The sequence below is a fragment of the Citricoccus nitrophenolicus genome, from assembly GCF_047305825.1.
GTDB classification, from domain to species: Bacteria; Actinomycetota; Actinomycetes; order Actinomycetales; family Micrococcaceae; genus Citricoccus; species Citricoccus nitrophenolicus.
In genome coordinates this window covers 2,076,270-2,093,102 of record NZ_CP063070.1, presented here as the reverse complement: position 1 = coordinate 2,093,102, position 16,833 = coordinate 2,076,270, and the positions used below count along the sequence as shown (strand labels likewise).

The window sequence follows — 16,833 nt, the reverse complement described above, 5'->3', positions numbered from 1 at the left end:
TCGCCTCACCGGCGACCTCGACCACCTCGAACTCATGCATCTCATCAATGAACATTCCCTACACCCCCCTCTCCGTATCCGCAGGTACGTCATCCGTGTGATGCCTGAACCTCAGGCCACGTCCGGGACGAGTAGCTCATCCCACGACTTGCTCACACGCTCCGAGGACAGCGCCTGCCGCAACGATCGCTGCGTGCGCCGCTGATCCTCCTCGGAGAAGTTCTGGGGCCCGGGGAACATCCGCTGGGTGCGGATCAGTTCCCGGTATTCGGGCTCGAGCATGCTGGCCACCACGGTGGACTCATAGCGCCCGTCCACGAAGATGTTCTCGCGCAGGATGGCCTCAAGGGTCATGAATCCCGCCCGCAGCATGCCGACCACGTGCCGGTTGTAGGTGGCGGCCCTCAGCTCCACCCGGTGCGCCCGGCGCTGGTCGAACAGGAAGCCGATGCCCAGTTCCACCACCATGGCGCCGTAGCCGGTGCCCACGCGGTCCGGCGGCACCACGATCCCGATGAAGAAGCTGCCCGTCCCGGGGGACTCGACCCAATTGAAGACACCGACCACCCCTTCGTCCGGGACCACGGCCACCCGGACGTCCCGGTGGTTGGCCGGGTCCGGCCGGAGGTCCTCCGCCTGGATCCGGCTTCCGGTGCCGTTGGCCAACGTGGCCACCTGACCGGTGAACCAGGCCAGGATGACGGGGATGTCCTCGTCTTCGATCTCCCGCAGGTACAGTTCGCTCTGGCTCATGCCGCGTACTCCTTCGTCTGGTCTTCTCGTCGTCCGCTGATTCCGGTTGTCATGGGCACTGTCTGCCCGTTCCCGCTCGTCCCCCGGGCTGCCGTCACCGCTCTCCGGTCTACCGATCCCGGCAGCCACTCCCGTTCCGGCCGAGCCAGCAGTCGCAGTGACTGCAGGGCACCGGCCATTCCGGAGGAGAGGTCGTGGGAGAACCTCATGCAGAGGTGACCGGGGAAGTAGGTCTGGCCCTGGATGGAGACGAAGTAGCGGCGCAGCGCCCTGACATTGCGCTCCAGCAGCTCCTGCTCACGGCCGGTGAGGTCCCCGCAGGTCGATGCCAGGTAGGCGATGGCCCCACTCCTGCCATCCAGCAGGCCCTGCGTGGCCCAGGTTCCGTCCAGGCAGGTCCGGCCGGCGGCGGCGCGCAGGCGCGTCAGGTCCTCGTCATCACGGTGCCCCTGGATTCGGGCCGCGACCTGTGCGACCCCGAGGGACCCCTGGCCGAGATCGGGCAACAGCCTGCGCCGACCCCTGTCCAGGAGAACCGTGCCGTCGTCGCGGAAGACCAGTTGCGCCAGGTCGCGTTCCAGCACCTCCCGTGCCCCGTCCAGCCAAGCGGTGTCCCCCGTCTCCTCGTACAGGCCGACGGCCAGCAGTGCCGCTCCACTCGGGCCGTCCAGCAGACCCGGTCCGGGGTCCTCCGTGAAGACGGCCGCCAGGGCACGCTCGCCGAGGTCCGCGGCCGTGTCCGGCAGGCCCATCCGCAGTGCCGCGATCCCGATCCCGGACAACCCGGCCCTCAACCCGGGATGCCTGACGTCTCCGGCACGGTCCAGCGATCGTGCCATCAAGGACTGTGCCGCGTAGCGGAATCCGTGCCGGTCCAGGGCCAGGGCCGCTCCCGCGTCACCGGTGAACAGCCCCGGAAGGACCCTGCGCGATGCGCGGGACAAGCGGTGGACGCCTTCGGCCAGTCGGCCGATGCGCGGGTCCGACCCCGGGTCCAGGCTCCACAGCACTCCGGCCATTCCCCCGCCCAGGTTCCAGGGGACCGCACCCGCGGCCAGCGGATAGCCCCGGCCCGGAGCCGAGATGTCCTCGGGGGCGACGGCGGCCCGTTCGGCGGCTGCGAGGAGGGATTCCTCGCCCCGTTCGATCAGGTGGTGCACGGTCAGGTGCTCGCCGGCGAGCGCGATGTCACCCCAGTGCGCGCTGCCCCGGTCCGGGCGGAGTGTCTCCCGCAGGGTGTCGGCCGTCCAGACCGGCAACCCCTCCTCCCGCGCCAACGTGATGCTCTGGTCCAGGATCGCGTCGGAGAACTCCCAGAAGGTGCTCTCCGGCCGCAGGGCCCACAGGTGGATGAGGTCAAGCCGGCGCAGGTCGGCGGTGCGCGCGTCCGTGCCGTCCACCCGGAACCCGGGAGCCACGGTGAATCGGTCGCCCGCTGCCGAGGGATCGTCGCTGGCCGTCTCGAAGTCCACCAGGCTGACCCGGTCATCGGGACCGATGAGGAGATTTCCGGGGTGCAGATCCCCGAAACTCCATCCCCGGAGGTGCATCTGCTCCAGGGTCTCGCGGATCCCGGCCACGATGCGCTCCACCCGCTCGGCGTAGCCCACAGTGGCCTCAGGACCGGTGTCCGCGTGCACGCCGGGGTGGTGCCGCGCCACGAACTCGATGCCGCGGGCTCCCTCGATGAACTCCTGCACCAGGAAGTCCCGGTCCTCGAAGGAGTGCCATCCGATCAGTTCCGGCACCCCCGGCACCCCCTCGAGCGCGCGCAGTGCTCGGGCCTCGTCGGCCAGGGACTGGGCTGCATCCCTGCCGTCGAGTCCGTACCCCCGGTGCCGGCGCCCCTCCTTGAGGGCCACCCGGCGGCCGTCCTCAGCGAAGGCCTCGTAGACCCCTCCGCCGTTGGACAGGTGCAGGGCTCGAGTGATCCGGTAGGGCAGGTACCTGTTTCCGGCGGCGGCGGCGCGCCGCTCAAGGGCCGCCTGGACGCTGCGGGGCAGGGGCACTCCCTCGGGCGCCTCGAACCCCGGTCCACGCCGGTCTGCCACCAGGGCGCCGTCCGGTGCCCTCAGGGCCAGGGTGTCCAGCCCGTCGGGCAGTCCCAGCCACTGCTCCCGGAAGGCACCGTAGCGCGCCCCGAGGGGAGCGGTGCCGAGGGGCACATCGGTCAGGGCCACGGCCCCGGACCATCCGGCCAGGAGGGTCTCGAGCCGGTCGGCGATCCGGTCGAAGTCGGTGGTGTCTGCCGGGTAGACGGTGATGAACTTGCCGGAGCTGGATCGCGGTGCGTACTTGCGGCTCATCGACCGCAGGATCCCGGTCGTCGGCAGGTACTTGAAGGGGGTGCCGTGCTCCAGGCACACCTCCGCCACCATGGACAGGACCCTGTCGGCCTCCGCTGGCACGGAGGCCACGTGGATCTTCCACCCCTGGTCCACCAGTGTTCCCGGGCCGCGGACACTGGTCCACGGACGGTCGGAGGCACGGGTCCGGTGCCAACCGCTGGGCAGCTCGGTGCGGTCCAGGGTGAAGCGCTCGGACTCGAGCACCGTGAAGCGCGGTTCCTCGAAGAACGGCGATCCCGGCCGCAGGTACAGTCCCCACTCACTCATCGCCGCTCCTCCTCGTGCCGGCCGCCTGGGAACTCCAGGTGGTCATGGTCCGTGCGCAGCACCGGTGCCACATCCGAGGGGGCCACGTGCAGCCGGACCACGGTGGGCTGTCCCCGGAGGGCCCGTTCCACCGCACTCGCCAGCACGGAGCTCAGACCCTCCGTACCGGACACGTGGACCGTGGCCTGGGCCTCGGCCGGTGCCGGTGCCGTCATGCGGCCCACGAACCGCCCGCCGGCACCCGTCAGCTGTGCCTGCCGGTCCAGCCAGCCCATGCCGCCGTCGTCGAAGACGATGTAGAGCAGCGGCCGCGGCGAGGCCAGCTGGTCCTCCAGGTCCGGCCGGAAGGTCGCGAGGGCGGTGTCTCCGGTGAGACAGGCCACGAGGGGTCCGTCCCGTTCGGCGATGCCGGCGGCAGCGGCCACGCCACAGCCCAGGGTCGTCTGCTCGGACGGCGCCACGCAGGTGGCCCCCTCCGGCAGGACGAAGTGCGGGAAGCAATAGGACCAGATGTCATGCAGTCCGTTCTCCTGGACCACCACGGTGTCCTCGGGAAGCACCTCGGCCAGCCGGTCCAGGGCTTGAGCGCTGAGGGACTGTTCCCGCGCGGCCACCCTCAGGGCCTCGGAACGGGCGGAGTCCACCTCGGCTCGCCACACCGCACGGGGTCTGGGGAGCGGGAGCAGGTCCGCCAGATCCCGGGCATCCATGACCCGGTGGGCCCCGGGCAACCAGTGCCGGATGTCGGCAGCGTGGGCATTGATCTGGATCCACTCGGCCTGCAGGGGCATCCCGGTCAGCGCGGTCTCCTCGAGACTGCTGCCGAGTGACAGCACCACGTCGGAATGGTTCACGGTCCGAGCCACCGGAGTGCCCATGTACAGCCCTGCCAATCCGAGGTAGTTCGGGTGGGATTCGGGGAAGATCCCCCGGCCGGAGGCCGTGGAGACGACGCCGGCCCCGAGCCGCACCGCGGCCCGGACCAGTTCCGCTCGGGGAACGTCCGCGGCTCCGCCGCCGATCAACAGCAGCGGGCGCTCGGACCGTTCCAGCACCCCCTGGATCCCGGTGGCGTCCTCGGACCGGGAGCGCCGGCTGCCACCGGGGCCGAGCCCTGCGGCGTCCGGAACCTCGAGGTAGACGGGGCCGGCCGGGGCCTGTGCCGCGAGCGCGAGGGCGCGCCGTAGCAGGTCGGCGTCACCGGGCCCTCCGCTCAGGCGTGCGGCCCACTTGGTGACCGGAGCCATCAGATCCACGGTGGGGGCATCCTGGAAGGCACCCGTCCCCCGGCGGTCCTCGGCCGTGCCGGCGGCCAACACCACGAGCGGCACATGGGCGTGGAATGCCTCCAGCAGGCCCGGGACCAGGGCCGCGACAGCGGGCCCCCGTCCCACCACGCACACGCCGGGCGAGGTTCCGATGCGGGCGGCGCCGGCGGCCATGTGCACCGCGCTGGACTGCCGCGTGCTCCACCGCATGCCGATCCCCGCGGCCTCGAGGGCGCGCTGGGACTGCATGTCGTCGTCGGGCAGCCCGAACACCCTGGTGGTGCCGGCCTCGGCCAGGACCTGCACGAGGCGGGTCCACGGGTTGGGTTCCTCGTGCTGGACCACGGCCTCCATCGGGGCGGTCCGCACGGCGGCCATGGCAGCGCTCATGCCGCCCTGCCCAACAGCACGGTGGCGTTGTGGCCGCCGAATCCGAAGGAGTTGGACATGGCCACGGACACCTCTACCCGGCGGCCATGATGTGGGACCAGATCGAAATCCTGGAACTCCGGCTCGTCCAGGTTGACGGTGGGCGGGATGAACCCGTCCCGCATGGACTGGACACAGAACATCGCCTCGACGGTCCCGGCGGCGCCGATCATGTGGCCCGTGGTGGACTTGGTCGAGCTGATCGGCACCCGGTGGGCCTGTTCGCCGAAGACGGCCGTGATGGCCGCCAGTTCGGTGCGGTCGTTGTAGGGGGTCCCGGTGCCGTGGGCGTTGACGTAGTCCACGGCCTCCGCGGCCAGGCCCGCGTCCTGCAGCGCCTCGCGGATCGCCTGCTGCGCGCCCCTCCCCTCGGGATGGGGGGCCGTGGCGTGGTGGGCGTCGGAGGAGCTGCCGAAGCCGAGCACCTCGGCCAGGGCGGCGCCTCCTCGGCGTTGGATGCTGTCCTCCGATTCCACGAGCAGCGCGCTGGCACCGGCGGACATCACGAATCCGCTGCGGGCCCGGTCGAAGGGACGGCTGGCCGACTTCGGGTCCTCGTTGCGGTCCGCGGCCAGGGCCCGCATGTTTGCGGTGGCCGCCATGTCCTGGCGGTTGATGGAGTCCTCGGACCCGATCACCAGGATGGCGTCGGCGTAGCCGTGCCGGATGGTCCGCAGGGCCTCACCCAGGCCCACGGTCCCGCTCGCGCAGGCGGCGGACACCGCGTGGCTGGGCCCGAGGGCACCCAGTTCGACGCTGAGGAACGAGCTGACGGCATCGGCGGCACCGAAGATCGCCGTGTAGGGAGACACCGCCCGGGGTCCGCGGTCCGCGATGGTTCGGGTGCCGTGGTGGATGATCTCGGTGGGGCCGTACCCGGTGGCCGAGAGGACGGCGAAGCGCTCCGGGTTGATCCTGCCGTCCGCCAGGTTGTCGATTCCGGCGGAGGCCATCGCCTCCCGGCCAGCGACCACCCCGTACTGGGTGGAGGGGCTCAGCCGGCGGCAGTCTTGGTGGCTCAGGTGCTCTGCCGGGTCGAACCCTGCCACCTGTCCGCCGATCTGGACGGCCATGCCCTCCAGGTCCATGCCGTTCAGCCGGTCGATGCCGCTGATGCCCTGCCGGACGGCCGTCCAACTCTGCTCCGCCCCCAGCGCCTGGGGGGTCAAGGCGCCCATCCCGGTGATGTAGACGCGTTGGCTGCTGTGGCTCACGCTCATGTCATGCCTTCTTCCGCAGTGATGGTCCGAAACGGACTGCCGTCTGGGTGATGTTCACGGGACCGAGGACCTTGCGGCCACGGTGACTGACGAATCCGGACTCGACGCCATGCCCGCCGAACGGCTCGAAGGGCGGGATCGCCGCCACCAGGGACTGGTTGAACGACACCAGGTAGTGGTCGGTCATGGACCGGACGATCTCCGGGTCGCCACCGTAGAAGGCGGCTCCGAAGCCGTTCTCCCGGTGGAAGTCGCTGCGCAGCAGGTCCCGGACCTGTTCCTGGTCCTCGAAGGTGGCCACGGAGAAGACGGGAGCAAAGTGTTCGAAAGGCCTGGCCATCTCCTGGCCGTCCACGCGGACGATCGCCGGACTGAAGGTCCTGCCGGGGAAGTCGATCTGGCCGCCGCTGATCAGCCCGGCAGAGTTCTCGGTCAGGTACCGCAGGGCCCGTAGGAAGTCGTCCTCCTTGGCCAGGGGCGCCAGCCGTCCGCCATTGGTGCTCACATAGTCCGCGGCCGCGGCGGCCAGCAGCTCGATCATCCGGTCCGCCACCGTGTCCTGGACGAGCACCAGGTCCGGTGCCAGGCAGTCCTGGCCCCCGTTGTAGAGGCGGGAGTAGACGATCTCCGTGGCGGCCCGTTCCAGGTCCGCGTCGGCCGAGACCACCACCGGGTTGACCCCACGGCCGAAGTACAGGAAGACGTGGCGGGCGGTGAGCCTGCGCAACACGGTCTCCGCGTTGCCCCGCAGGCCGGTGAAGAGCACCACGGACGGCTCCTGGGCCACCTCGTCCACGAAGTCACGCTGCGAGGCGGTCGTGTACTCCAGCGGCGCCCCGGCGGCCGGTGCCGACAGTTCGACCAGCCGGGACACGATTCGCTCGGTGCCCGTCGCCGGACGCAGGCGGACGCGCTCGGCCCACATGGAGGGGACCAGGCAGTAGATGGCGTAGGACTCCAGCAGGGCGTTGCGGGGCATGAACACGTCGACGGGCAACGCCTCGGGCCAGGTGTGGAGATGCAGCTCGCCTTCGGCCTGGTCCAGGACATTCATCATGGCCCGGTAGTCGTGCTGCGCGGTCTGGCGGTCGCTGACGGCGGCCACCAGGTCCATCAGTTCCTCCCGATGGGCGAACAGCACGGACCGCAGCCGCCCCCATGGGGTGGACGGGTCCCGGCGCCGGGCAGCGCGGCCGTTCTGCAGTCCCGTCGCCAGACCGCGGAGCCGCGAACGGCTGACCTTGCCACTGGCATCGACGGGCAGGAATCCGACGACCTGGACGGCGTCCGGCCACTGGTCTTCCGGCAACAGCCCGCGGAGGCGGCGTCGCCACTGTTCGGTGGGCCGGCGCACGGGATCGTGGACGATGAGCCAGAACTTGGTGGACACCTCGCCACTGACGGCCACGGCGTAGGCCTCGATCCCCTCCCGGGCCAGCCGACTCTCGATCCAGGCCAGGGGGATGAGCGTGCCGTTGCGATTGAGCATGCCGCGGCGTCCCAGCACCGTGAACCCCCTGCCGCTGGCGCACCCCACGTCTCCGGTGTCGAACCAGTCATCTGCGCCGGCCAGTGACGCGCCGTCGGTCCGCCGGACCAGGATCCGCCCCACGTTCCCCTCCGCTATCGCCCGGCCCTCGGCATCGGCGATCCGGATGGTGAACGTGTCCACGGGATGCAGCGCCCACGCCCCGGCGGCGCCGTCCCCGGGGGTGTCCGGAACGCTGCGGGACTCCGTGCTGGCGAACGCGACGTTGCCGAGTTGTGTCAGCCCGTAGCCGTCCACGAGGTGACGGCCCGTGGCGTCGGAGAACGCCTCGGCCAGCCGGCCGGACAGGCCCTCGCCGCCCACGCCGAAGATCCGGACGGAGTCCAGCAGCGCCGTGGAGTCGGGGCGCCTCTCCAACTCGTCCAGCAGGTGCCGGTAGAACAGGGGCGGAGCGTCCACGGCCGTCACCGCACACCGGTTGATGGTCCTGATGACCTCACTGACCCTGGTCCGGCGACAACAGGCGATGCCGGCTCCGATCACCGTGCTCATCATCAGTACGCTGGACCCGTACTGTCCGGACAGCGGCAGCAGGGGCAGCAACACGTCCTCCGGCCCGTACCCCACCGCCCGTGCGGTGGCCAGTGCGTTCTCCACGATTTCGGCACCCGACTTCCACACGATCGTGGAGACACCGGTGGTGGTTCCCGAGCTGTAGACGGCCAGGGCCTGATCCTGTGCGAACCAGCCAGTGAGATCCACCGGGGACGGTCCGTGGATCTCCCGGACCCCCCGTTCGATGGCCGTGAAGGCGAAGCGCAGGTCCACCGTCGGAGGGGTCGATCCCTCGGGCGTCCCGCCGGGGACCTTGCGCAGCACGACGCAGAGCTCGGGATCCTGGTGATTGCCGGCCGGCGCACCCAGCCGATCGGCGGAGCCCACCAGGATGATGCGGGCCCTGCGTGCCGCCAGCGCCAGGACGGTGAGCACGGTGCGGCCGGAATCGTCGACCTCGAGGGCCACCGTGCTTCCGGCGTGGATCTGCAGGCCCTCCAGGACCCTGTCCAGGGTGCCGACGGCTTCGTCGATCCGGCTGCCCACCAGGTGGGTGCCCTGCCAGCTGATGGACGAGGGACGCAGGGGATACGGTCGGCCGGAGGCCGCTCCGTTCGCGACGCCGCCGCCGTGCTCGCCCCGCACTCCGCGCTGGGCACCGGCCTGGAACTCGTCCTGCGAGCCGATGGCCCCTACTCCGGTGGTCGTCTCCGTGACAGTCACGATTCCCTCCCCTGCACTCTCGTCTTCAGGGCCTCTGCTCCGATGTTGATCGGTGCCCGGCCCGTCCATGAATTTGCTTTCTCAGAACGTCATATCGAGCCCCGTATCGGCTTTGCCATGCGGGCTTCTTCGTTCTTTGTGACTCCAACGATATGGACGTTCCGCTGCGTCAGACTTGTACTTTTAGCCAGATTCGAGCAGTACTATCGGACAATTCCCGCCCCAAGGAACGGGAGCAGCTCCTGGACATGGTTCAGGTTGTGGACCATCAACAGCACCCCGACGATCCCGAGGATCCAGGCCACTGCCGTTCCGCCGTTGCGGTTGAACCACCCGTCGATGCCCTGCAGGAGCCCCTGCACTCGGCTGCCGGCCACCATCCGGGCGCCGAGGAGCACCGCCGCGGGCAGCACCATGACCACGCAATAGCCCGCCAGCAGGACCACTGAGAGTCCGGCGGGCACCCCGCTACCGGAGAGGATCCCCACGGCCGCCAGATAGGGCACCATGGTGGCCAGCTCCAACAGCCCTGCCCCCAGGGCCAGCCCCAGCAGTCCCCAGAGGCCGGCGCGAGCGGTACCCGCCCCGCCCTCGGTCGCGTCCATGGCCCTCGCACGCCAGGCGGACAGCCTTCCCGAACCGCCACGCCGCTTCTTCTCGCGTCCCTTCTCTCCGCCAGGGTCGATCACGAAGCTGAGGATCAGCATGCCGGCGCCGACAACGAACAGCACGGACCGCAGGACGGGGTCGCTGCCGTCCACCCCCTCAGCGGGGAGCAGGAGGTTGACCCCTGCCAGCAGGGCCAGTCCCACGAGGAAGTAGAAGGCGGCGATGGCCACCAGGTAGGCCACCACGCGACCGGGCCTGAGACGGCCTGGCGCCATCAGCAACCACACGGGCACGGCGAGCGTTCCCATGCTCAGGGAGTCCACGAGGGCCAGCCCGGCCAGGACAGGGAGGACGGCGATCAGAGATTCGGGCGATTCAAACATGTCCCCCACGCTCCGCCACCACCGGGGTCCACGTCTTCGGTCGAAAGTACAAGCCCACTCCGCCCCGCTGCCCCTAGCGTGGGCAGTCAACAACACGGCGCGGTCCGGGAAGGGGGCGCATCATGAACGCTGTCCGTCGCGATGCCGTCACGACCTCACCGATCGTGGTCTCCCTGCCCCGGGCACCCGGGAGCGGCTCGGCCCTGGGGCTCGGGGCCCGACTGACCGCCGTCGCACCCCCCTGGCTGCTGTCCAGAATCCTGACCGCGACTGCGTCGGACGAGCCTGACACGTTGCCCGCCGGTCACTGGCACGGTCCGGAGGTCCGGCAAGGACTGTTGACCGCCACCACTGCGCCCGCGAACGCGTCGGCGATCCGCTGGGTCCACCACGTCATGGGTGAACTCCACCGTCAGCTCACCTGGCTCGACGGCCCACCCGTGGTCGTCGTCGCCGGCCCCCCGGAGTACCTCGATTCCGTGCGATGGCCGCGATTCGAGGCCCCGGCCCGCCGGGCCGCCACCGCCGGGCCGGCACGCTACCGGCGGACCCTCCGGGACGGGCTCGAACGGCATCTGGTGAGCTTCCCGGACCACTCAGCTCCCGCGGGCCTCGGCTCCACGGAACTCGCCCTCCATCTGGCTGCCAATGGGCCGCGATCGCTGGTGGACAGTACCTTCCAGGAGTTCGGCATCCATGCCGAGACCGCGATCCAGCGGTCCTTCGCCTCCGAAGGGGCCCGCCTTCGCTGGTCGATCCTCGCGCAACGCCCCACGGGGATCGCCGCGCTGGAGACCGCCGTGGCCGCCGTCGGGGGATACCTCGCAGGACCGGCGCTGTCTCCGCCCGAGCACGTCCGGCAGACCGCCGTCGACTCCGTCCGGACACGGTTCGGCACGGTGACCGAGCTGGTGCGGGAGATGGTCCACTACGAGTTGACCGGCTGGTCGCCTGAATTGCTCCTCCGCCCGGAGAGGGAACTCCAGGCCGTCGGGGCGGCAGAGCTAGGGCATTCCCTGGATCAACTCGTCCAGCCCGTCCTCCAGGTCATCGGTGCCTCACGGCCGTGATCGGGAACGCGGATCGAGATCCACCAGTCCGCGCTCGACGGCGGCCACCAGGATCTGCACCCGATCTCGCACCCCGAGCTTCTCCATCACCTTGACGAAGCGGGCCTTGATCGTGGACTCCGTGACGAAGAGCTGCTCGGCCATCTCCCGGTTGCTCATGCCCCGGGCCAGCAGCTGGATCACCTCGAGCTCCTTCTCCGTCAGGATCGAGAGCAGGGCCGGGTCCGGCTCGAGGGCAGCGGGGACCGAGGACTCCAGACCGGCCACCACGTGCCGGGTGACCTCGGGGGACAGCACCGAGCCACGTTCCATGACCGTCCGGAGGGCACGGATGATCTGGGCCGGAGGGGTGTCCTTGACCAGGTATCCGGAGGCCCCGGCCCGCAGCAGGGGAACCACATAGCGCTCGGTGGAGAAGGTGCTCAGTCCCAGCACGGCGATGTCCGGCAACTCGTCGTGGATGACGGTCGTCGCCTGGACCCCGTCCACATCGGGCATCTGCATGTCCATGAGGATCACCGATGGCCGGAGCGAGCGGGCCTGCAGGATCGCCGCCCGGCCGTCCGCGGCCTCTCCGACCACCTGGACCGCAGGGTCCGAGGAGAGGTAGTCGCGCAGGATCTCCCGGGTCAACGGTTCATCATCCACCAGCAGGACCCGGATCGTCTCCGGTTCGCTCCCGGCCTGGCCCCCCGGGTTTCCCACGCCCCTCGGTGCGGCACCTCGGCCACTGGGTTGTTCATGGCTCACGGCAGTCCCTTCTCCGTTGGGATGTTGTGGTTCGCCTCCGGCTGGCCGGCACGGGCGTCCGGGCCGGCGCGGAGGGCGCCCAAGCCCCGGTCCGGCTCAGCACCGCCGGATTCATTGAGCGGAATCGACAGCTCCAGCCCCCAGTGACCCGGGGGCCGCTCTCCCACGCTGAAGGTACCGCCAAAGGCGGCGGCCCGCTCCCGGGTGGCCTCCAACCCTGTGCCGGAGGTCATCACCGGCGGCCGGGACCCGATGCGGTTCGCGGACGTGAGGACGGCACGGTCCTGGCCCACGTCCAGGTCGATGGACGCCGCCACCTCCTGGTCGGCGTGCTTGAGGATGTTCGTGGTCACCTCCCTCAGGGTGCGCCGCAGCGCCTGACGGAGGCTGGCGGGAATCCGGGCCACCTCACCGGAGATCTGCATCTCCACGGTGAAACCGGACTCCTCGAGCGCCCGGACACTTCGGTCAAGATCATGAACCAGCCCCACGGCCGTGGTGGTGGCCCCCGCGAACTGCGTGCCCGCCAGAGCCTCTCCACTCTCCGAGGCGTCGCCCCCCGCGTCCTCGCCCTCCGCACCGCGGAGCAACAGCACCAGCCGGCGAAGGTCCTGCAGGGTCTGCCGGGCGGAGCCACCGATCCCATCCAGGATCTCCTCCGTCTTGGCCGGGTCCTGGACGAAGCTCGCGCGCTGGGCCTGCATCGCGATGACCGTCACGTCATGCGCCACGATGTCGTGGAGTTCGTGCGCCAGGAGGGTGCGTTCCCGCTGACGCACCTTGGCCTGCTCCTCCCGCAGAGTCGAGATGGTGTCTGCGTCCCGCGCGGAACGGCGGCGGTAGACGGACAGCAGGAAACCCACGATCACTGAGGTCAGGGCGAGGGGCCCGAGGGCGAAGGCCACCAGCTCCAACAGCTGCGGGCGCACCATGGGCAGGACCGTGAGCAGCAGTCCCGCGGCCACGGTGAGGGCCACGGCCCGAGCGCGGGACAGCAGGAAGATGCAGGTGACCAGGACCACCACCGTGGGCAGGATCATCCCGGCCACGGCCAGCCCCTGGGCCCCCATGAGGAGCACCACCAGGGTGGTGGTCACCCAGACGATGGCCGCCGCGCTGACCCCCAGGCTCAGGGCGAACAGGGGAAGGACGGGCAGGAGGATGCGGCCGAGCTCCGCCAGATCCGGAATTCCGTTCAGGAGCAGGATCTCCACCGTCACGATGGCCAGGCCCGCCAGCGAGGGCAGCGCCCGAGACAGCAGGGTACCCCTCAGGGGCGGTGGGGTTGCGGACGGGCCGCGGTGGGGTCGCCTGACCTTCCCGCGCGAAGTTCCGGATCCCCCCAGCTGCGCCACGCGGTCAGTCTATGGCACCGGGCGTTCCCGGATCTCGTGGAGGTCAGCAGTTGAAGGCCTCGCACCACCACTTGCTGAAGAAGGGGGTCACCACCGGAGGATTGATCTCGATGGGCGTGGCCGAGGCATCGGCCATAGAGGCCTGAGCATCGGCCGCGGAGGCCGGGGCCGCTCCGGCGACCAGCAGCGGCAGGGCAACAGTCAGTGAGGCGAACAAGGTCAGGACAGGCTTCTTCTGCATGGCTTCCTCAACGGTGGGTTCCGACGTCGATCCGGAAGGCTGTGGCTCCCGGTCCATCTTCATCGTTGCGCGTGACAGCGCTCGATCCCCTGTTCGAAAGACCAATGCTGGGCACCCCATCGGGCGTCCCACGGCACCGAGCGCATCTCGTGGGATACCTGATACTCCTCTTGCGTCAAGACCTACTCACTGGTAACTATGAGTCTCATCGCATGTGGCACCAGTCACATTCGGTGCTCTTGCCAGCCCCGAGCCGGCGGGAGGCCACCTCGGACCAGACGTCCGGCGATGCACCGACCGGTGAACCCGGTCGCCGCCACAGCCGCCTCCCGCGCGGCCTGACGCCAAGGACTCCTATGCACACCCGCTCCCGCCATCACCTGCCCTGGGCGGTGCTGGCCGCACTCCTCGCCCTCTTCCTCATCGCGGGCCTCGCCTTCTACTCCCTCTACAGCTCCCGCGTGGCCGACGGGGCCGTCCAACTGGATGACGGCATGCGCACCGCACAGACGGGAAGCTCGGATCTCAACGACGGTGCCATCCAGGCCAAGGAGGGCGCCGAGCAGCTGGCCAGCGGCACCGGCGAGCTGAAGGACGGCTCCTCGCAGTTGGCCGAGGGCGCCTCGGACGCCCATGAGGGATCCGCCGAACTGGCGGCCGGCAGCACTGAGCTGCACGCTGGCACCACCGAACTTCGGTCCGGCGCGAGCCGGGCCTCCTCCGGTGCCGGCGAGCTGGCCGACGGCGCAGGCCGCCTGTTCGCCGGCACCCAGGAGGTGAGTGCCGGAGCGGTACGGGCTGACAATGCCGCCAAGAAGCTCGACGACGGCGCCGGCCGGCTGTCGACGGGGGCCCGGGAGGCCGCCGCCGGCGCGCAGGCCCTGTCCGCCGGCGCCGGGGAGCTGCAGGGCGGCACGGACACCCTGGCTGCCGGCGCCGGTGAACTCGACACCGGCGCCAAGGCCCTCCAGGAGGGCGCAGGTCAGGCCGCTGCCGGGGCCGGGGAGCTGTCCACGGGCGCCGGCACCCTCGCGGACGGCGCCCGCCAACTCGGCGCGGGCGTGGACGAGGCCGCTGCCGGCTCCTCCGAACTCTCCACGGGTCTGGGCACCCTCTCCGCAGGACTCACCGAGGCCTCTCAGGGCTCCTCTGCCCTCAAGTCCGGCACTGCCGAACTGGCCGGGGGCGCCGCAGAGCTGGAGTCCGGCTCGGCCGAGCTCTACGCCGGTCTGCAGCAGGGCGTCGCCGGCACCGCCGAGCTCAAGGACGGTTCCGCCCAACTCTCGGCCGGCCTGATCCAGCTGCGGGACGAGGTCCGGAAGAACCCCCTGTCCCCACCGGACCTGCGCATCGCCGTGGAACAGCTCGCCGCTGGCGGGCAGCAGCTCGATGCCGGCGTGGGTGAGCTGCAGACGGGCACCATCCAGCTGCGCGATGGTGGCAAGCAGTTGGCCGATGGCTCGGCCGCCCTGTCCACCGGTGCCGACCAGGCTGCGGCCGGTGCCGCAGAGTTGGAGACGGGGCTCGTGCAGCTCGATGCGGGAGGCCAGGAGGCCCTGGCCGGGTCCCAGGCCCTGAACGAGGGACTGGGTCAGATCCAGGCTGGAGTCAAGGGCACCAAGAAGTCCCCGGGCCTCGTGGGCGGTGCCGAGCAGCTTGAGGCCGGTGCCGGCGAGCTCGCCGAGGGCAACGCCGCCCTGGCCGAGGGCTCCACACAGCTGGTGGCCGGCACGGGCCGGCTGCACGCCGGCGCCACCGAGTTGAGCGCCGGCGCCGGAAAGCTGTCCACCGGCGCCACGGAGCTGGCGGACGGCAATGGCGCCCTGGCCACCGGTGCCGGCACCCTGCATGACGGTACGTCCGAGCTGGCCGCCAAGACGCCGGACCTGGTGGACGGCGCGGGCCAGCTCACCACCGGCGCCGGGCAGCTGGGAGATGGCGCCACCCAACTGCAGGAGGGCAATGCCGCCCTGGCCGAGGGCTCCACCGCCCTGGAGACGGGTGCCAAGAAGCTCTCCGGCGGCGCAAGCCGGCTGGAGGGCGGACTCGAGGAGCTGCAGACCGGTGCCGGCGACCTCGACTCTGGCGCCGCGGAGCTGCAGGAGGGTGCCACCGCGCTGGCCGACGGCAACGGGGCCCTCGCCGAGGGGACCGGGAAACTGGCCTCAGGGTCCATGCAACTGGCCTCGGGCACGGATGAACTGCGCAACTCCTCACAGGCCGCCGCCGCGGATCAGCTGGTGAAGAAGCCCGCCGGGCTGCTGCTCCTCATCCCGCTGCTGCTGCTGGCCATTCCGGTGGCCATGATGTTCGTGATGCGGCGCCGCCGCCAGTCCGTGGACGCCTACTAGGCCACGGCGCCGGGCCCCGGTCCGGCACAGAGTAGGGCCCCGGGTGATCCGGCTGCGTGAGGGGAACGCATTCTGCCGGGCCCGGGGCCCTCTGTCATCACTCGCACCTTGATGAGGTGATTCCACCCTAAGAGCCGGAGGTCAAAACCGACAGGACGTTGTCTGGGAGTTTGCTGACAACTCTCGCCGGACCCGGCTCGCGGGCTAAGCCCTCAGCTGGTCCACGTCCGTGCGGCGGTTGTCCAGCACCGGAAGGAAGGACCGCACCTCGTCGATGCGCTCACGGGTGACCTCAGCGGTCTCCACGGCCTCGCCCTCCTCACCGAGGAAGGCCACCGGCACAGCCAGAGGGTCGATGATCGCCGAGTGGCCGATCGTGTTGTCACTGCGCGTCCCAGCCGCCGCCACCCACACCGTGTTCTCCACGGCGCGGGCCTTGAGCAGCAGCTGCCAGTGGTCGATCTTGTGGTCGCCCTTGAACCAGGCGGCCGGCACCAGCACCACGTCCACCCCGGCCACTGCCAGGGCGCGCGCCACCTCCGGGAAGCGCAGGTCATAACAGGTCATGATGCCGAACGTCAGGCCGCCCAGCTCCAGCGTGAGCAGGCCCCGGTCCCCGGGGGTGATGCTCTCCGACTCCTTGTACTTGAACGCGTCGTACAGGTGCAACTTGCGGTAGGTCCCCAGGATCCGCCCCTCGGCGTCCACGGCCACCACCGTGTTGTAGGGGCGCTCGGTGCCGGAGGGCTCGTACCCACCGGCCACGATGGCGATGTTCAGGTCCGCCGCGATCCGGGTGACCTCGGAGACGAAGCTGGACCAGCCGGAGTCCACGGCCTCGGCGAGCGGTCCGGCCACGTGCCGGACGGTGAACATGGACTCCTCCGGGAACAGCACCAACTCGGCCCCGTCATCCCGCGCGGATTCGGCCAACCGGCGCAACGTGGCCAGGTTCTCCGCGACCACGCCCGTGGGGCGGAATTGTCCAACGCTGATCCTCATGATGCCGTCCTCCCCGCATG

At 70.4% G+C, this 16,833-nt stretch carries 12 protein-coding genes; 2 read left to right on the top strand and 10 right to left on the bottom strand.

The window, feature by feature from the left end; translation table 11 throughout:
• Positions 1-111: 111 nt before the first annotated feature.
• From IMT31_RS09685 to IMT31_RS09660, 6 genes are all read right to left on the bottom strand, one after another.
• Positions 112-753, bottom strand: a complete 642-nt coding sequence (locus IMT31_RS09685) for a GNAT family protein (protein WP_345357909.1) — start codon at positions 751-753, stop codon at positions 112-114.
• The gene (gene lanKC, locus IMT31_RS09680; protein WP_413542598.1) at positions 750-3,368 is read right to left on the bottom strand and encodes a class III lanthionine synthetase LanKC; all 2,619 of its coding nucleotides are present in this window, start codon (positions 3,366-3,368) and stop codon (positions 750-752) included. The genes IMT31_RS09685 and lanKC overlap by 4 nt, the downstream gene beginning before the upstream one ends.
• Complete coding sequence (locus tag IMT31_RS09675) at positions 3,365-5,026, bottom strand: thiamine pyrophosphate-binding protein (RefSeq protein ID WP_413542597.1); 1,662 nt, start codon at positions 5,024-5,026, stop codon at positions 3,365-3,367. The genes lanKC and IMT31_RS09675 overlap by 4 nt, the downstream gene beginning before the upstream one ends.
• The gene (locus IMT31_RS09670; protein WP_413542596.1) at positions 5,023-6,285 is read right to left on the bottom strand and encodes a beta-ketoacyl-[acyl-carrier-protein] synthase family protein; all 1,263 of its coding nucleotides are present in this window, start codon (positions 6,283-6,285) and stop codon (positions 5,023-5,025) included. Before IMT31_RS09670 ends, IMT31_RS09675 begins: the two co-directional genes overlap by 4 nt.
• Before the next feature lies 1 nt (position 6,286).
• The gene (locus tag IMT31_RS09665) at positions 6,287-9,052 is read right to left on the bottom strand and encodes an aldehyde dehydrogenase family protein (RefSeq protein WP_413542595.1); all 2,766 of its coding nucleotides are present in this window, start codon (positions 9,050-9,052) and stop codon (positions 6,287-6,289) included.
• Positions 9,053-9,255: 203 nt separating this feature from the next.
• Positions 9,256-10,044 carry a GAP family protein gene (locus tag IMT31_RS09660; protein WP_345357894.1) on the bottom strand — a complete coding sequence of 263 codons (789 nt, stop codon included), beginning with the start codon at positions 10,042-10,044 and terminating at the stop codon, positions 9,256-9,258.
• 122 nt (positions 10,045-10,166) lie between these two features.
• Here IMT31_RS09660 and IMT31_RS09655 point away from each other — a divergent pair, with 122 nt between their 5' ends.
• Positions 10,167-11,114, top strand: coding sequence for a hypothetical protein (locus tag IMT31_RS09655; RefSeq protein WP_413542594.1), 948 nt, complete (start codon positions 10,167-10,169; stop codon positions 11,112-11,114).
• Here IMT31_RS09655 and IMT31_RS09650 read toward each other — a convergent pair.
• From IMT31_RS09650 to IMT31_RS09640, 3 genes are read right to left on the bottom strand one after another with little or no spacing between them, the layout of a single operon-like run.
• Complete coding sequence (locus IMT31_RS09650) at positions 11,103-11,864, bottom strand: response regulator transcription factor (RefSeq protein ID WP_345357888.1); 762 nt, start codon at positions 11,862-11,864, stop codon at positions 11,103-11,105. The genes IMT31_RS09655 and IMT31_RS09650 overlap by 12 nt on opposite strands.
• The gene (locus IMT31_RS09645; protein ID WP_413542593.1) at positions 11,861-13,219 is read right to left on the bottom strand and encodes a histidine kinase; all 1,359 of its coding nucleotides are present in this window, start codon (positions 13,217-13,219) and stop codon (positions 11,861-11,863) included. Before IMT31_RS09645 ends, IMT31_RS09650 begins: the two co-directional genes overlap by 4 nt.
• A 43-nt stretch (positions 13,220-13,262) precedes the next feature.
• Positions 13,263-13,460, bottom strand: a complete 198-nt coding sequence (locus IMT31_RS09640) for a hypothetical protein (protein WP_413542592.1) — start codon at positions 13,458-13,460, stop codon at positions 13,263-13,265.
• 356 nt (positions 13,461-13,816) lie between these two features.
• On the opposite strand from IMT31_RS09640, the gene IMT31_RS09635 reads away from it, so the two are divergent.
• Entirely contained in the window at positions 13,817-15,811 is a 1,995-nt protein-coding gene (locus IMT31_RS09635) for a hypothetical protein (RefSeq protein ID WP_413542591.1), read from the top strand.
• Between the two features lie 204 nt (positions 15,812-16,015).
• Here IMT31_RS09635 and IMT31_RS09630 read toward each other — a convergent pair whose 3' ends face one another.
• The gene (locus tag IMT31_RS09630; RefSeq protein ID WP_345357876.1) at positions 16,016-16,813 is read right to left on the bottom strand and encodes a carbon-nitrogen hydrolase family protein; all 798 of its coding nucleotides are present in this window, start codon (positions 16,811-16,813) and stop codon (positions 16,016-16,018) included.
• Between the last annotated feature and the right edge of the window lie 20 nt (positions 16,814-16,833).